At 29.9% G+C, this 14,391-nt stretch carries 17 protein-coding genes; 12 read left to right on the forward strand and 5 right to left on the reverse strand.

Features of this window, described 5'->3' with window-relative positions:
- Positions 1-54 precede the first annotated feature (54 nt).
- Positions 55-1,053 (forward strand): class 1 fructose-bisphosphatase, encoded by a 999-nt coding sequence (gene fbp, locus AAC008_RS08310; RefSeq protein ID WP_339888698.1) that lies wholly within the window; start codon positions 55-57, stop codon positions 1,051-1,053.
- Between the two features lie 97 nt (positions 1,054-1,150).
- Here the strand turns inward: fbp and AAC008_RS08315 are convergent, their stop codons facing one another.
- Complete coding sequence (locus tag AAC008_RS08315) at positions 1,151-1,582, reverse strand: TerB family tellurite resistance protein (protein ID WP_339888699.1); 432 nt, start codon at positions 1,580-1,582, stop codon at positions 1,151-1,153.
- Positions 1,583-1,710: 128 nt separating this feature from the next.
- Here AAC008_RS08315 and AAC008_RS08320 point away from each other — a divergent pair, with 128 nt between their 5' ends.
- From AAC008_RS08320 to AAC008_RS08330, 3 genes are read left to right on the forward strand one after another with little or no spacing between them, the layout of a single operon-like run.
- Positions 1,711-2,307: a HupE/UreJ family protein gene (locus AAC008_RS08320; protein ID WP_339888701.1), complete on the forward strand. Its 597-nt coding sequence runs from the start codon at positions 1,711-1,713 to the stop codon at positions 2,305-2,307.
- Between the two features lies 1 nt (position 2,308).
- The gene (locus AAC008_RS08325) at positions 2,309-2,737 is read left to right on the forward strand and encodes a dCMP deaminase family protein (protein ID WP_339888703.1); all 429 of its coding nucleotides are present in this window, start codon (positions 2,309-2,311) and stop codon (positions 2,735-2,737) included.
- A gap of 6 nt (positions 2,738-2,743) precedes the next feature.
- Positions 2,744-4,318, forward strand: a complete 1,575-nt coding sequence (locus AAC008_RS08330) for a S41 family peptidase (protein ID WP_339888704.1) — start codon at positions 2,744-2,746, stop codon at positions 4,316-4,318.
- On the opposite strand, the gene AAC008_RS08335 is transcribed toward AAC008_RS08330, so the two are convergent.
- The 3 genes from AAC008_RS08335 to AAC008_RS08345 are packed head-to-tail and all read right to left on the reverse strand — an operon-like array spanning position 4,319 to position 5,741.
- On the reverse strand, positions 4,319-4,927 hold the full coding sequence (locus AAC008_RS08335; RefSeq protein ID WP_339888705.1) for an FAD-dependent oxidoreductase: 609 nt from the start codon (positions 4,925-4,927) through the stop codon (positions 4,319-4,321). It abuts the gene before it with no gap.
- 23 nt (positions 4,928-4,950) lie between these two features.
- A complete protein-coding gene (locus AAC008_RS08340) occupies positions 4,951-5,151 on the reverse strand; it encodes a hypothetical protein (RefSeq protein WP_339888706.1) in 201 nt (66 codons plus the stop codon).
- 11 nt (positions 5,152-5,162) lie between these two features.
- Positions 5,163-5,741, reverse strand: coding sequence for a MarC family protein (locus AAC008_RS08345; RefSeq protein ID WP_339888870.1), 579 nt, complete (start codon positions 5,739-5,741; stop codon positions 5,163-5,165).
- 173 nt (positions 5,742-5,914) lie between these two features.
- Between AAC008_RS08345 and AAC008_RS08350 the strand changes: the two genes are divergently transcribed.
- On the forward strand, positions 5,915-6,481 hold the full coding sequence (locus AAC008_RS08350; RefSeq protein WP_339888707.1) for a DUF3109 family protein: 567 nt from the start codon (positions 5,915-5,917) through the stop codon (positions 6,479-6,481).
- A gap of 10 nt (positions 6,482-6,491) precedes the next feature.
- Here the strand turns inward: AAC008_RS08350 and AAC008_RS08355 are convergent, their stop codons facing one another.
- Entirely contained in the window at positions 6,492-7,172 is a 681-nt protein-coding gene (locus AAC008_RS08355; RefSeq protein ID WP_339888709.1) for a GLPGLI family protein, read from the reverse strand.
- Between the two features lie 370 nt (positions 7,173-7,542).
- On the opposite strand from AAC008_RS08355, the gene AAC008_RS08360 reads away from it, so the two are divergent.
- The 7 genes from AAC008_RS08360 to dgt all read left to right on the forward strand — a co-directional run bounded on the left by AAC008_RS08360 (position 7,543) and on the right by dgt (position 14,361).
- Positions 7,543-8,520: a ribonucleotide-diphosphate reductase subunit beta gene (locus AAC008_RS08360; protein ID WP_339888711.1), complete on the forward strand. Its 978-nt coding sequence runs from the start codon at positions 7,543-7,545 to the stop codon at positions 8,518-8,520.
- Between the two features lie 120 nt (positions 8,521-8,640).
- Complete coding sequence (locus tag AAC008_RS08365; RefSeq protein ID WP_339888712.1) at positions 8,641-11,076, forward strand: ribonucleoside-diphosphate reductase subunit alpha; 2,436 nt, start codon at positions 8,641-8,643, stop codon at positions 11,074-11,076.
- Positions 11,077-11,194: 118 nt separating this feature from the next.
- Complete coding sequence (locus AAC008_RS08370; protein ID WP_339888713.1) at positions 11,195-11,692, forward strand: TlpA disulfide reductase family protein; 498 nt, start codon at positions 11,195-11,197, stop codon at positions 11,690-11,692.
- Between the two features lie 97 nt (positions 11,693-11,789).
- Positions 11,790-12,014, forward strand: a complete 225-nt coding sequence (locus AAC008_RS08375; protein WP_339888714.1) for a hypothetical protein — start codon at positions 11,790-11,792, stop codon at positions 12,012-12,014.
- 4 nt (positions 12,015-12,018) lie between these two features.
- Positions 12,019-12,528, forward strand: coding sequence for an RDD family protein (locus AAC008_RS08380; protein ID WP_339888715.1), 510 nt, complete (start codon positions 12,019-12,021; stop codon positions 12,526-12,528).
- A 21-nt stretch (positions 12,529-12,549) separates the two neighbouring features.
- A complete protein-coding gene (locus AAC008_RS08385; RefSeq protein ID WP_339888718.1) occupies positions 12,550-12,993 on the forward strand; it encodes a GNAT family N-acetyltransferase in 444 nt (147 codons plus the stop codon).
- A gap of 24 nt (positions 12,994-13,017) precedes the next feature.
- On the forward strand, positions 13,018-14,361 hold the full coding sequence (gene dgt, locus AAC008_RS08390) for a dGTP triphosphohydrolase (RefSeq protein WP_339888872.1): 1,344 nt from the start codon (positions 13,018-13,020) through the stop codon (positions 14,359-14,361).
- The last annotated feature ends 30 nt before the right edge of the window (positions 14,362-14,391 follow it).

The following is a 14,391-nucleotide window of genomic DNA, read 5'->3' on the forward strand; positions in this document are numbered from 1 at the left end:
TTTTCACAAAAAATCCGATATTTGTGCCATTAACACAACTACATCGATTTCGAAATGGAAGAAAGAAACAAAACTTTAGGAGAATACATTATTGAAAATCAGAATGCGTTTCAATATTCAACAGGTGAATTGTCTAGAATTATAAACTCTATTCGATTGGCTGCTAAAGTCGTGAATTATAAAGTAAATAAAGCAGGATTAGTTGATATTGTTGGCGCTGCTGGTGAACAAAACATTCAAGGTGAAGACCAACAAAAACTAGATGTTTTTGCCAATGAAACATTTATTCAGACCTTAATAAATAGAAATATTGTTTGTGGAATTGCCTCTGAAGAAAATGATGATTTTATTACCGTTAACAGTTTAGATGAAAACAATCAAAACAAATATGTTGTATTAATGGATCCATTAGATGGTTCATCAAATATTGATGTAAATGTTTCTGTTGGAACTATATTTTCTGTATTTAGAAGAGTAACTCCAGTAGGAACTCCAGTAACAAGTGCTGATTTTCTTCAAAAAGGAGTTCATCAAGTTGCAGCTGGTTATGTGATTTATGGAACTTCAACCATGCTTGTTTATACAACAGGTCATGGTGTAAACGGTTTTACATTAAATCCAGCAATTGGAACCTTTTATCTTTCGCATCCAAATATGCAATTCTCTAAAGACGGTAATATATATTCTATTAATGAAGGAAATTATACTCATTTTCCTCAAGGAGTAAAAAATTACTTAAAATATTGTCAAGCTGAAGAGGGTGATCGACCATATACTTCAAGATATATAGGTAGTTTAGTTTCTGATTTTCATAGAAATATGATAAAAGGTGGAATTTACATTTATCCTACAAGTTCAAAAGCTCCTAATGGTAAATTACGCTTACTTTATGAGTGTAATCCAATGGCATTTATAGCGGAACAAGCCGGTGGAAAAGCTTCTGATGGTCATAATAGAATCATGGAAATTGAACCAACTGAGCTTCATCAAAGGGTGCCTTTTTTCTGTGGAAGTTTAAACATGGTTGAAAAAGCAGAAGAATTCATGAAGTAATACTTTTCTTTGGAATTTTTTTTCAATTTACAAAGTATCAAAAATAAAAAAAGGAGCAATAATTACTATTGCTCCTTTTTTTATAATTTAAATCTTCTTATTTATTCATATGTTGCATTTCATAGATGAAAGTGTCTAAATCTACATTTAAAACTAACAATGATAATGATTTGTCAACAATGTATGAAACATTACTTGGTGTAAACCCTAATGCTAAAGCAAAACGAGTTAAAATTGCTTTTTGTTTTGGGCCTAAAACATGATCAGCATAAACCATTCTCGATAAATCGTATAAACGCTCTAGTCTTTGAACATGTAAATGAGGTGGATTAACTGGATATTTTGAAGGACTTTCTAAAATTTCCTCATATTCTGCCTGAGAAATTTCTAAACGAATAGCCAATTTATCTAAAAACGCTCTTTCTTCTGTTGTTAGTTCACCATCTGATAAAGCTACTCTAACAATTGATGAAAAATGGCCTTTATTTCTGTTTTTGAATTCGTTATCAAATAAATCTGAAAATGACATAGTTTTAATTTTAATTCTGCAAATATACTTTTATTTAGAATTTAAATAAAATTATTTATAAGCTTTTCTTAATCTTTCTAAAAATTTGAAAATAAGTTGTAGTTTTGATATTATTAAATAAATTACTAATGTCAGAGTTTTGGTTGTATTTTAAAGTCGGAATCAATCACGTTTTAGATATTAATGCATATGATCACGTTTTGTTTTTAATTGCATTAATGATTCCTTATGCCTTTAAAGATTGGAAAAGAGTATTACTTTTGGTTTCACTATTTACTATTGGTCACACTATGTCACTGATTTTATCTGTTTATAGTGTAATATATGTAAATCCAAATGTGATTGAGTTTTTAATTCCAATAACAATTATTATTACTGCATTTTACACGCTTTTTTCTGCAGGTAAAAACTCAAAAGGAAATGGAAATCTATCCTTTATGGGCGTAACAACTTTGTTTTTTGGGATAATTCATGGTTTAGGTTTTTCAAATTACTTTAAATCAATTCTTCCAGGAAATGCTTCTGACAAACTAATCCCATCTTTAGAATTTGCATTAGGAATTGAAGCAGCACAATTAATAGTGGTTTTTGCAGTTTTAATTTTAGCCTATATTGTTCAAACCTTCTTTAGATTTTCTAAAAAAGATTGGGCTTTAGTTATGTCAGCTTTTGTAATTGGAGTAGTTTTGCCAATGATAATCGAAAGCGAAATTTGGAATAAATAATATGTCACAAAAAAAAGAAAAATACGATAAAGCTTATTTACGAATAGCAAAAGAATGGGGTCAATTATCTTATTGCAATCGAAAAAAAGTTGGTGCAATTATTGTTAGAGATAGAATGATTATTTCTGATGGATATAATGGAACACCTTCTGGCTTTGAAAATTGTTGCGAAGATGAAGAAAATAATACAAAATGGTACGTACTTCATGCAGAGGCAAATGCTATTTCAAAAGTAGCTCGTTCTACTCAATCTTGCGAGGGAGCAACATTATATATAACATTGTCTCCATGTAAAGATTGTAGTAAGCTAATTCATCAATCCGGAATTAAAAGAGTTGTTTATCATCAAGAATATAAAGATTGCTCAGGCTTAGATTTTTTAAGAAAAGCTGGTGTTGAAGTAGATTTAATTGAAGACTTAACACAATAAAATAAAATGAAAGTTAATAAAATATATCTTCCTATAATAATTAGTTTATCAATAGCTGTTGGGCTTTTGTTGGGAAGTTTTATTGCCAATTTTCTACCAAATGCTGTTTTAACTCGAAATCCAAAATCAGAGAAACTAAATAAACTCATTAATTTTATTGACAATGAATATGTTGATAATGTCAACACAGATTCAATTGTAGATTTAACTGTTAACGGAATTTTAGAAAAACTTGATCCACATTCAGTTTACATTGCAAAAAATGATGTTGAAGAAGTAAACCAAAGCATGAAAGGTGATTTTGTAGGAATTGGAATTAACTTCTATTTACACAAAGACACAGTTGTAGTTATAAAACCACTTAAAAATGGTCCTTCATATAAAGCAGGAATAAAATCGGGTGATAGAATATTATTTGCCGATAAATTTCAATTATTTAATAAGAAAGTCTCAAACGAAACTTTGTTTGCTAAGTTAAAAGGAGAAGAAGGTTCTAAAGTTGAATTAACTATATTTCGTAAAGCAACTAATAAAAAATTTAAAGTTAATATTACAAGAGAAGTTGTTCCTATTAAAAGTGTAGATATTGCTACATTAATTGATGACAACACGGGTTATATCAAAGTAAATCGATTTGCCGAAACGACTTTTGATGAATTTCATAAAGCAATTCTAAAATTAAAAAACATCGGTGCGACTGAATTAATTATTGATTTAAGAGATAATGGTGGTGGTTATTTAGAAATAGCTTCCGAAATGGTCGATGAATTTTTAAAAGACAAAGAATTAATAGTAAAAACTATCAATAAAAAAGGAACAGAAGAAAAAATATTTGCTACAAAAAAAGGAGATTTCGAAACCGGTAAAGTGACTATTTTGATCAATGAAAATAGTGCTTCTGCTAGTGAAGTTTTAGCTGGTGCAATTCAAGATAATGATAGAGGAATTGTTGTAGGAAGACGTTCTTTTGGAAAAGGATTAGTTCAAAGAGAAATGCCTTTGGGTGATGGTTCAATGGTTCGTTTAACAGTCGCAAGATATTACACACCTTCTGGACGTTCAATTCAAAAGCCATATGACGATAAAGCGGATGGTTATTTTAATGAATTTGAAAAACGTTTTTTAAGTGGAGAATTATATGAAAAAGATAGTATAAAAGTAGCCGATAGTTTGAAATTTAAAACCAAAAATGGAAGAATCGTTTATGGTGGCGGTGGAATTACACCTGATGTTTTTGTGCCTTTTGAAGGGAAACACGGTGAAGAAGCTACACTTATGATAATGAAGTCTGGAGTAGTTGATTACTTCGTGTTTGAACAACTTGATAAAGACAGAAATTTTTTCAATAAACTTAGTAAAGAAGAACTAAAAAAAGAAATTGTAGGCAAAGATAAATACCTAAATATTTTAAAAGAATATGTAGCACAAAATGGCTATTTATTGAGCTTTTCTACTCAAAAAGAAAAAGTGAAAACCTATTTGTATGCAGAATTTGTAAGACAATTATTTGATGAAGATTCTTATTATCAAATCATGCTTTCACAAGATGTAATGATCAAGAAGGTAATGGAGAAAAAATAATTATTTTCCTAAAGCATCATGAACCTGCGTTGGTTTTCCTTCATTCCACAAACTAAGAATGTCAGTTGCAACACTTGCACCACTTCCAGCTGCAATAGAAAGTTGACTTCTGTGTCCTGCTAAAGTTCCCATAGCATAAACACCTTCTTTAACCAAATGATCTTCGTTTTGCAATTGCAATCTGTTTTTTTCTGGAGCAGCTTTTTTGTGTGAAATCACAAATTCTGCCAAACCTTCAATACAAAACGGATTTGAAGCACCAATTCCAACAGCAACTAACTTGGTTTTATAACTATTTTTATTGGTTATAAGCGTAAAATTACCTACCTCACCTCGAATTTCTAAAACTTTTTCACCTGAAATTTGTTCCACATGAGGATATAGTTTTTGCAAATGTTCCAAACTTTCAATTAATAATTCAGAGCCTAATTTTCCTGGGGAAATTCCATAAGCATTATTAAATACAGCATTTTGCAAGGAACAAGACTTTTGATGTGTAATGATTCCAATTTTTTTATCAATTGCAAATGGTTTTGGCCTAGCAGAGCCTAAAATTAAAGCACAGGAAACACCAGAAACACCACCACCAATAATCAAAACATCAAACATATTTTTCGTCTTAATACTTAATACTATCTGTCCTTTGTTTTCTCTTCTACCATTTTAGATAACCTAAAAAGTAGCATCAAAAAAATGGCACAAAAACCACAAACAATTCCAATTAAAGCAACTGAGCTATTTCCTTCGAACGGATTATCAAAATTAACTTTTGTAAAATTAAAAATGATTAAGGCCAATGCCAATACAATTACAACGTAGCTAAATATTTTCATTTTATATTTTTTTAAATAAATAATCCTTTAATGTTGGCTGCAAATAATTTAACCGCTATGGCTAATAAAATTACACCAAATATCTTTCTTATAATTCCAATACCGTTTACACCTAATAAACGTTCAATTTTACCCGAGGATTTTAAAACACCATAAACCACAATAACATTTATAAGTATGGCAATGATAATGTTTATTTTGTCATAAGCAGCACGTAAAGACAAAATTGTCGTCATTGTTCCAGCACCTGCAATTAACGGAAAAGCAATTGGCACAATTGAAGCAGTAGATGGGTTGTCTTCTTTGTGTAAATTGATACCAAGAATCATTTCTAAAGCTAAGAAAAACAATACAAAAGAACCAGCAACTGCAAACGAATTAGCATCAATTCCAATAAGTTTTAGGATTTCTTCTCCAACAAATAAAAACGCAATCATAATAATTGCAGCTACAATTGTTGCTTTTTCTGATTGTATGTGTCCAATTTTACTTCGTAAACCAACTATTATAGGAATACTTCCAATAATATCAATTACTGCAAAAAGTATCATACTTATCGTAAATATGTCTTTCCAATTTATCTTAAAAATAAAATCCAAATCAATCATTTTGTAAAATTTACTGCAAATATAATAATATTACGACAAGCGATGTTTGAATTTAACGATACATTATTATTCATTAGAATAAAATCGATTGAAAGCCATAATTGTTTTAATAATCAATAATCAATTACTTACCTTTGCCAGCTAAATAAATTACAATGTTTCAACTTAATAAAACCATCGTTTCCGAAGATATTCTTGAAAAAGAGTTTGTGTGTAATCTTTCTGCTTGCAAAGGAGCATGTTGTGTAGATGGTGATGCAGGTGCACCTTTAGATGCTTCTGAAGTTGAAAAATTGAAAGAAATTTACCCAAAAATAAAGCCTTTTTTAAGAAAAGAAGGAATTAAGGCCATTGAAGAACAAGGAACTTCTGTTACTGGACTTGATGGTGAACCAGAAACGACATTAATCGGAGGTAAAGATTGTGCTTACGTAATTTTTGATAAAAAAACGGCTCTTTGTGGAATAGAACAAGCGTATAATCAAGGAATTGTGGATTGGAAAAAACCAGTTTCTTGTCATTTATATCCTGTTCGTGTAAAAGAATATGCAGATTTTTCAGCCGTTAATTATCATAAATGGCATATTTGTGATGATGCTTGTTCTCTTGGAAAAGAATTAGATGTTCCTGTTTATAAATTTTTGAAAGAAGCACTAATTCGAAAATTCGGACAAGAATGGTATGAAGATTTAGAAAAAGTGGCTCAAGAAATGAAGAAATAGTTACTTGCTATTAACGATTTTGTAGTTTTTCTTTAGTTATTTTTTCCCCTTCTTTAAAAGTATAAGTTTTTCCTATAAATTCAGGCTTTTTAATAATAGAATCTTTTAATTCTGTTTTTATTGAAGTTGCAATCCAATTAAAATGCTCTGTATTAATCTCAAGTATTAATCCAGGTAACCCATCAAATAAATCTGGACCTGTTTTTATATTATTTTTTTCAGTAAACCACGCGTAAGTTTTTCCTTTAAAAACTTTTGAAATTGCTTTAAAGCAGATATAACCATTAATTATTTTAGTTTCTGATGTAATTTTCCATTTTCTATTAATTAAACTGTCTTTTATATTTAATGTTTCATTAAATGAATTTAATTTTGAATAAGTAATATTGTTTTGTAGGTCTTTGTAAATATATTTTTGCATTGAATTATCAATCCTTATTACTTCATTTTTTTCATAATCCAAGTAAGTTTCATTATCCTTTATGGTTTCATTAATTTTATATTCAACAATGTTATTGCAATATGTTAAAGTGTAGAAGTAATCTTTTGAAAATGCTTTTTTTGCAAATTTAGGAAGTTTTTTAAGCTTTTTTTCACTAATATTTCGTTCTAATTTATACTCTATTGTTGTAGTTTGTGAATAAGCTGAAGTTAAAAGTAAGTTAATCAAAAATAAAAATAAAGTCTTCATAAAAAAAGGTCTGTTTAAAATAGATATTAAAGATACGAAAATTAATTTTTTAAAAATATTGCTTTCTGTTTTAAAATTGTAACGAAATTTGAAGGTCAATTTTTCTTATTATTTTTAATATTTTTTTACAGTTTAAAACGCTCGCATCTAATGGATTTACTGATGGTTTCAAGGTTTTGTTAGTTAATTTTTACTTTTGTAAATAGCTGAAAAACAGATTTTTACGAAAATATTTTTAGCAAGACTTTTTTTACTCTTTGTTAAAAACTTCCCTTGATTGTGGATAAGTTTGACTTTCATTTCAAACAATAAATCGCCAACTTTGTAAACATCAATAAGTACTCAAATTTACAACCCAAAATATATTATCATGGCAACAGTTGAACCAATTTTACAACCAAATAAAGACAGATTTGTTATTTTTCCAATCAAACATCAAGATCTTTGGGAATGGTATAAAAAACAGGAAGCTTGTATTTGGACAGCTGAGGAAATTGATTTACATACCGATTTAAACGATTGGAATAACAAATTAAATGACGATGAACGTTACTTTATAAAACACGTTTTAGCATTTTTTGCTGCTTCAGACGGAATTGTAAATGAAAATTTGGCCGAAAATTTCGTAAATGAAGTACAATATCCTGAAGCAAAATTTTTCTACGGTTTTCAAATCATGATGGAAAATATTCATAGTGAAACGTATTCGCTTCTAATTGACACTTATGTTAAAGATGAAGCCGAAAAACACGAATTATTTCACGCTATTGAAACATTTCCTGCCATTAAAGAAAAAGCGGATTGGGCTTTAAAATGGATTGAATCTGATTCTTTCGCGGAAAGATTAATTGCTTTCGCAGCTGTGGAAGGAATTTTCTTTTCAGGATCTTTTTGTTCCATTTTTTGGTTAAAAAAACGTGGTTTAATGCCAGGTTTAACCTTTTCAAACGAATTAATTTCTCGTGATGAAGGAATGCATTGTGATTTTGCCGTGCATTTACATAACCATCACTTAATTAATAAAGTGCCAAAAGAACGTATCAAAGAAATTTTAGTCGATGCTTTAAATATTGAACGCCAATTCATTACAGAATCATTACCAGCTAGTTTAATTGGAATGAACGCAACCTTAATGACTCAATATTTAGAATTCGTAACTGATAGATTATTAGTAGAATTAGAATGTGAAAGAGTGTATAACTCATCAAACCCATTTGATTTTATGGACATGATTTCGCTGCAAGGAAAAACAAACTTCTTTGAAAAACGTGTAGCAGAATACCAAAAAGCAGGTGTGATGAACACCGATAGCGAAGCACAAAAAATTAGTTTCGACGCTGATTTTTAATACTTTCAAGATTAACCTTGTCAGAGTTTCAAACTCTGACAGGGTTTTTAAACAACAACAAATTACAAATAACCCGAAAGTAGGGAAGGGATTTTCTATTTTCAAAAAACAAAAAAGAGTATGTACGTAGTAAAAAGAGATGGTCACAAAGAACCAGTTAGTTTTGACAAAATCACAGATAGAGTTAAAAAACTATGTTATGGTTTAAATGATTTAGTAGATGCAGTAAAAGTTGCAATGCGAGTAATTGAAGGTTTATATGATGGTGTTAGTACATCAGAATTAGACAACTTGGCCGCAGAAACAGCAGCTTCAATGACAATTTCTCATCCAGATTACGCACAGTTAGCTGCACGTATTGCAGTTTCAAATTTACATAAAAACACAACGAAGTCTTTCTCTGAAACGGCAACCGAAATGTTTGAATATGTTAACCCAAGAACAGGAAAAGAAGCACCTCTTTTATCAGAAGAAGTATATAAGGTTATTCAAGAAAATGCTGCTGTTTTAGATTCTTATATCATTTACAACAGAGATTTTAATTATGATTATTTCGGTTTCAAAACATTAGAACGCTCTTATTTGTTAAAAATAAACGGTAAAATAGTTGAAAGACCACAACACATGTTAATGCGTGTTTCAATCGGGATTCACTTAAACGATATTGAATCTGCTTTAGAAACTTATGACTTAATGTCTAAAAAGTTCTTCACGCATGCAACACCAACTTTATTCAACGCAGGAACACCAAAACCGCAAATGTCATCATGTTTCCTTTTAACAATGAAAGATGATAGTATTGATGGAATTTACGATACATTAAAACAAACAGCAAGAATATCGCAATCAGCTGGTGGAATTGGACTTTCAATTCACAATGTACGTGCCACAGGTTCATATATTAGAGGAACAAACGGTACATCAAACGGAATTGTGCCAATGTTACGTGTATTTAATGACACAGCTCGTTACGTAGATCAAGGTGGTGGAAAAAGAAAAGGAAGTTTTGCTATTTATTTAGAAACTTGGCATGCTGATATTTTTGAATTCTTAGATTTGAAAAAAAATACTGGAAAAGAAGAAATGCGTGCAAGAGATTTATTCTTTGCCATGTGGACTTCAGATTTATTCATGAAACGTGTAGAAGAAAATACTACTTGGACTTTAATGTGTCCTAATGAATGTCCAGGTTTATGTGACGTATATGGAGATGAATTTGAAACTCTTTATACTTCATACGAAGCAGCTGGAAAAGGAAGAAAAACTATAAAAGCACGTGAACTTTGGGAAAAAATTCTTGAATCGCAAATCGAAACGGGAACACCATATATGTTGTATAAAGATGCAGCAAACCGTAAATCAAATCAAAAGAATTTAGGAACAATTCGTTCTTCAAATCTTTGTACTGAGATTATGGAATATACCGCTCCAGATGAAGTAGCAGTTTGTAATTTAGCTTCTATTTCACTTCCAATGTTTGTTGAAAACGGAAAATTTGATCACGATTTACTATACACAGTAACCAAAAGAGTTACAAGAAACCTAAATAAAGTAATTGATAGAAATTACTACCCAGTTGAAGAAGCGAAAAATTCAAATATGCGTCACCGTCCTGTTGGATTAGGAGTTCAAGGATTAGCAGATGCTTTCATTTTACTTCGTATGCCTTTTACAAGTGATGAAGCCAAAAAATTAAACCAAGAAATCTTTGAAACATTATACTTTGCAGCCGTAACAGCTTCAATGGAAATGGCAATTGAAGAAGGACCATATTCTACATTTGAAGGTTCTCCAATTTCACAAGGAGAATTTCAACACAACCTTTGGAATATAAATGACGAAGAATTGTCAGGAAGATGGGATTGGGCAAGCTTAAGAAAAGAAGTGATGAAAAACGGAGTTAGAAATTCTCTTTTAGTGGCTCCAATGCCAACAGCTTCAACTTCTCAAATCTTAGGTAATAACGAAGCTTTTGAGCCTTATACTTCTAATATTTATACAAGAAGAGTGCTTTCAGGTGAATTCATTGTAGTAAACAAACATTTATTGCATGATTTAGTTGATTTAGGACTTTGGAATGAGACTTTAAAACAAGAGTTGATGAGAAATAATGGTTCTGTTCAGAATCTAGATATTCCTCAAGACTTAAAAGAATTATACAAAACCGTTTGGGAACTTTCTATGAAAGATATTATTGATATGTCTCGTCAAAGAGGGTATTTTATTGACCAATCGCAATCACTTAACTTGTTTATGCAAGATGCAAATTATTCTAAGTTAACTTCAATGCACTTTTATGCATGGAAAAGTGGCTTAAAAACCGGAATGTATTATTTAAGAACTAAATCAGCAGTTGATGCTATTAAGTTTACCTTAAACAACGATAAAAAAGCAGCACCAATTGTTGCAGCTGTAGAAAAACCAATGGTTAAGCCAGAATTAGAAACTATTTCTGTTGTAAATGAACCAGTTGAAATGACTGCAGAAGAATACAAAGCAATGATAGAATTGTCAAGAAATGCAGATATTGACGATTGTGAAATGTGTGGTTCTTAAAGAGAAAATAGAATAAAGATAAAAGAACAAAGACAGCCTTCATTAATTTGAGGGCTGTTTTATTTTTTTAAGTATATTTGATCAAAGTAATTTATAAATCACTAAAAATTATTTCTATATGAAGTCTAAAAAAAGCATGTTTTTAATCGTTTTTCTTTTTTCACTGTCAATTTTTGCTCAAAAAAAACAGCTTTGGGCTAAGTCTTTTCTTAATGAAAAAGCTCCAGAACTAGTTGTTGAGGAATGGATTTCTGAACAACCTGACACAAAAGGCAAATTTATTTTAATTGATTTTTGGGCAACTTGGTGTGGTCCATGTAGAAAAGCAATTCCTGAACTAAATATGTTTCAAGAAAAATTTAAGGATAATTTAGTTATAATTGGAATAAGTGATCAGTCAAAAGAAAAAGTTATAAATTTTAGTTCACCTAAAATAGAATATTATAGTGCAATTGATACAAAGAAAACATTGAATAATTTATATGAAGTAAAAGGAATACCACATTGTGTTCTTATTGATCCAAAAGGGATTGTGCGATGGGAAGGTTATCCTAGTCTAGAAGGAGAAGAACTGACTGAAAAAGTTATTAGTGAAATAATAACTAAATATAAATAGTTCTTATTATTTTAAAATACCAAGAAACAGCCTTTATTAATTTGTAGGCTTTTTTGCTTTTTTAAAGTATATTTGAAAAAATAAAAATTAAGCAATCATGTCAAAAGAAAAAAAAGGAGTTCATACAGGAATTATTGAGCAAGACGCAGATGGAAATTTCTTCTGTGGTCCATATTTATTAGATTATAAATATACCGTTGCATCATTCAAAATTGGTGATGAGGTTAATCTTAAAACAGTTATCGAAAACCCAAGTGATATTAGTTATGACAAATATCCAAAAAAATCTAGAGTATTTTTCTTAGCGAACGATAAAGAGTAAACCTATGAACACAAAACCACATAATAATATCCGAATCACTAAGGATATGCTTGCGTCAAAAAACAAAAGATTAGCCAACTTTATTATCGACTACATAATACGAATCATACTTTTGTTTGGTCTTAGTCTATTAGTAGCTATTTATGCACAGATAATAGGTAGTGAAGACATTATTTTGGCTATGGAAAACATTAATAAAATAACAGAGATTCTTATAGGTTTCTTATTGTTGTTTATTTATTACTTGATTTTTGAAAGTATTAATGGAAGAACAATTGGTAAATACATAACCAATACAAAAGTTTTAATGATTGATGGATCAAAAGCGCAATCCGATGTGGTTTTAAGAAGAACATTAAGTAGAATTGTTCCTTTTGAGTTTTTGTCTTTTTTAGGCAATGGTGATAAAGGTTGGCATGATACCTGGACAGACACTGCTGTTGTGGATATAAAAAAATATGAAGAAATAAAAAACAGTCAAAATTCAATTTCTGAAATTGGTGTGGAAATTTAAATTTTCAAAGAAGTAATTTTTATGAAACTACTTAGAACAAATTCAGAAAATGAAGATTTTAAACACTTAACAAAGTTATTTGACGACTATTTGGTTGATATTGATGGTGATGAAAAGGATTTTTTTGCCCAATTCAATCAAATATATATTAAAAATGTAGTGGTTTTTTATGAAAATGAAATTCCATTAGGTTGTGGTGCATTCAAAGAATTAGATTCACATACAGCCGAATTAAAAAGAATGTTTGTCTTGCCAAAAGCAAGAGGAAAAAGAATTGCTTCAAAAATTCTAACTGAACTAGAAAAATGGGCAAAAGATTTAGGATATAAATCTTGTATTCTAGAAACTTCACAAAAACTAGAAAGTGCAATTGCCTTATACAGAAAATATGGATATGAAGATATCTCTAACTATGGGCAATATGTTGGTGTTGAAACTAGTATGTGTATGAAAAAAATATTTTAAAATTATTAAAACGTATATTCAATGATGAAATGGGAACAACTATTGTCGCTTAAAAGGCAAGGTGATACAGGTAAAAGACTTCGAAAAGAAGAAGACGATACACGTTTAGGTTTTGAAGTTGATTATGATAGAATTATATTTTCTTCAGCATTTAGAAGTTTACAAGATAAAACACAAGTTATCCCATTATCAAAAACTGATTTTGTTCACAACAGATTAACGCATAGTTTAGAGGTTTCAGTTGTTGGTCGTTCTTTAGGAAGATTGGTTGGAAAAAAAATCATTGAAAAATATCCCTATTTGTCAGAAATTCATGGCTATCAAATGAATGATTTTGGAGCAATTGTTGCAGCAGCTTCATTGGCTCACGATATTGGAAACCCACCTTTTGGACATTCAGGAGAAAAAGCAATTGGAGAATATTTCAAAACAGGAAACGGTCAACAATTCAAAGATAAAGTTTCGGATAAAGAATGGCAAGATTTAATTGATTTTGAAGGAAATGCCAACGGTTTTTCAGTGTTAACAACATCAAGAGAAGGAGTAGAAGGTTCAATCCGAATTTCTTATGCTACCCTTGGTGCGTTTATGAAATATCCAAAGGAAAGTTTGCCTAAAAAACCAACCTCAAGAATTTGTGATAAGAAATATGGTTTCTTTCAACAAGATAAAGCTTTCTTTAAAGATGTTTCAAAAGAATTAGGATTAAAAAGTAATAAAACAGGAAACGATATAGGTTTTGAACGTCATCCTTTAGCTTATTTAGTAGAAGCAGCTGACGATATTTGTTATACTATAATAGATTTTGAAGACGGAATAAACTTAGGTTTAATTCAAGAAGAATTTGCTTTAGAATACCTAATTAAACTTGTCAAAAACGGAATTGATTCTAAAAAATACAATTCATTAACTACCAAAGAAGATAGAATCAGTTATTTAAGAGCATTAGCAATAGGAAGCTTAATTCAAGACGCAGTTAAAATTTTTATCGAAAACGAAGAAGCAATATTAAAAGGAGAATTCCCTTTTGCTTTAATGGATAAAAGTCAGTATGCAGCACAAATGGATGATATAATCCAAATTAGTATTAAAAACGTATATCAAAGTAGAGAAGTTATTGAAAAGGAATTGGTTGGTTATAAAGTGATCAATACTTTGTTGGATAAATTCTGTACAGCTTACAACAATAAAATAGAAGGAAAAGCTTCTAATTACGATACTTTAATTTTAAAAGTTTTACCAGAAAGATATCAGTATGAAAAAGAAAACCTATACGATAGATTGCTTCATATTTGTCATTTTGTATCTATGTTAACTGACGGAAAAGCTTTACAACTGTACAATACAATAGAATCAAACAAAGGTTAAAAGACAATTATATCACAAAAAATAATTTTT

It is taken from the genome of uncultured Flavobacterium sp. (assembly GCF_963975515.1).
Classification (GTDB): Bacteria; Bacteroidota; Bacteroidia; order Flavobacteriales; family Flavobacteriaceae; genus Flavobacterium.

Coding starts and splice junctions, on each gene's coding strand:
- AAC008_RS08375 (WP_339888714.1), top strand. CDS start 11,790: ATGTCAAAAGAAAAAAAAGGAGTTCATACAGGAATTATTGAGCAAGAC.
- AAC008_RS08315 (WP_339888699.1), bottom strand. CDS start 1,582: ATGTCATTTTCAGATTTATTTGATAACGAATTCAAAAACAGAAATAAA.
- AAC008_RS08350 (WP_339888707.1), top strand. CDS start 5,915: ATGTTTCAACTTAATAAAACCATCGTTTCCGAAGATATTCTTGAAAAA.
- AAC008_RS08360 (WP_339888711.1), top strand. CDS start 7,543: ATGGCAACAGTTGAACCAATTTTACAACCAAATAAAGACAGATTTGTT.
- AAC008_RS08330 (WP_339888704.1), top strand. CDS start 2,744: ATGAAAGTTAATAAAATATATCTTCCTATAATAATTAGTTTATCAATA.
- AAC008_RS08370 (WP_339888713.1), top strand. CDS start 11,195: ATGAAGTCTAAAAAAAGCATGTTTTTAATCGTTTTTCTTTTTTCACTG.
- AAC008_RS08385 (WP_339888718.1), top strand. CDS start 12,550: ATGAAACTACTTAGAACAAATTCAGAAAATGAAGATTTTAAACACTTA.
- AAC008_RS08320 (WP_339888701.1), top strand. CDS start 1,711: ATGTCAGAGTTTTGGTTGTATTTTAAAGTCGGAATCAATCACGTTTTA.
- AAC008_RS08340 (WP_339888706.1), bottom strand. CDS start 5,151: ATGAAAATATTTAGCTACGTTGTAATTGTATTGGCATTGGCCTTAATC.
- AAC008_RS08335 (WP_339888705.1), bottom strand. CDS start 4,927: ATGTTTGATGTTTTGATTATTGGTGGTGGTGTTTCTGGTGTTTCCTGT.
- fbp (WP_339888698.1), top strand. CDS start 55: ATGGAAGAAAGAAACAAAACTTTAGGAGAATACATTATTGAAAATCAG.
- AAC008_RS08355 (WP_339888709.1), bottom strand. CDS start 7,172: ATGAAGACTTTATTTTTATTTTTGATTAACTTACTTTTAACTTCAGCT.
- AAC008_RS08380 (WP_339888715.1), top strand. CDS start 12,019: ATGAACACAAAACCACATAATAATATCCGAATCACTAAGGATATGCTT.
- AAC008_RS08365 (WP_339888712.1), top strand. CDS start 8,641: ATGTACGTAGTAAAAAGAGATGGTCACAAAGAACCAGTTAGTTTTGAC.
- dgt (WP_339888872.1), top strand. CDS start 13,018: ATGAAATGGGAACAACTATTGTCGCTTAAAAGGCAAGGTGATACAGGT.
- AAC008_RS08325 (WP_339888703.1), top strand. CDS start 2,309: ATGTCACAAAAAAAAGAAAAATACGATAAAGCTTATTTACGAATAGCA.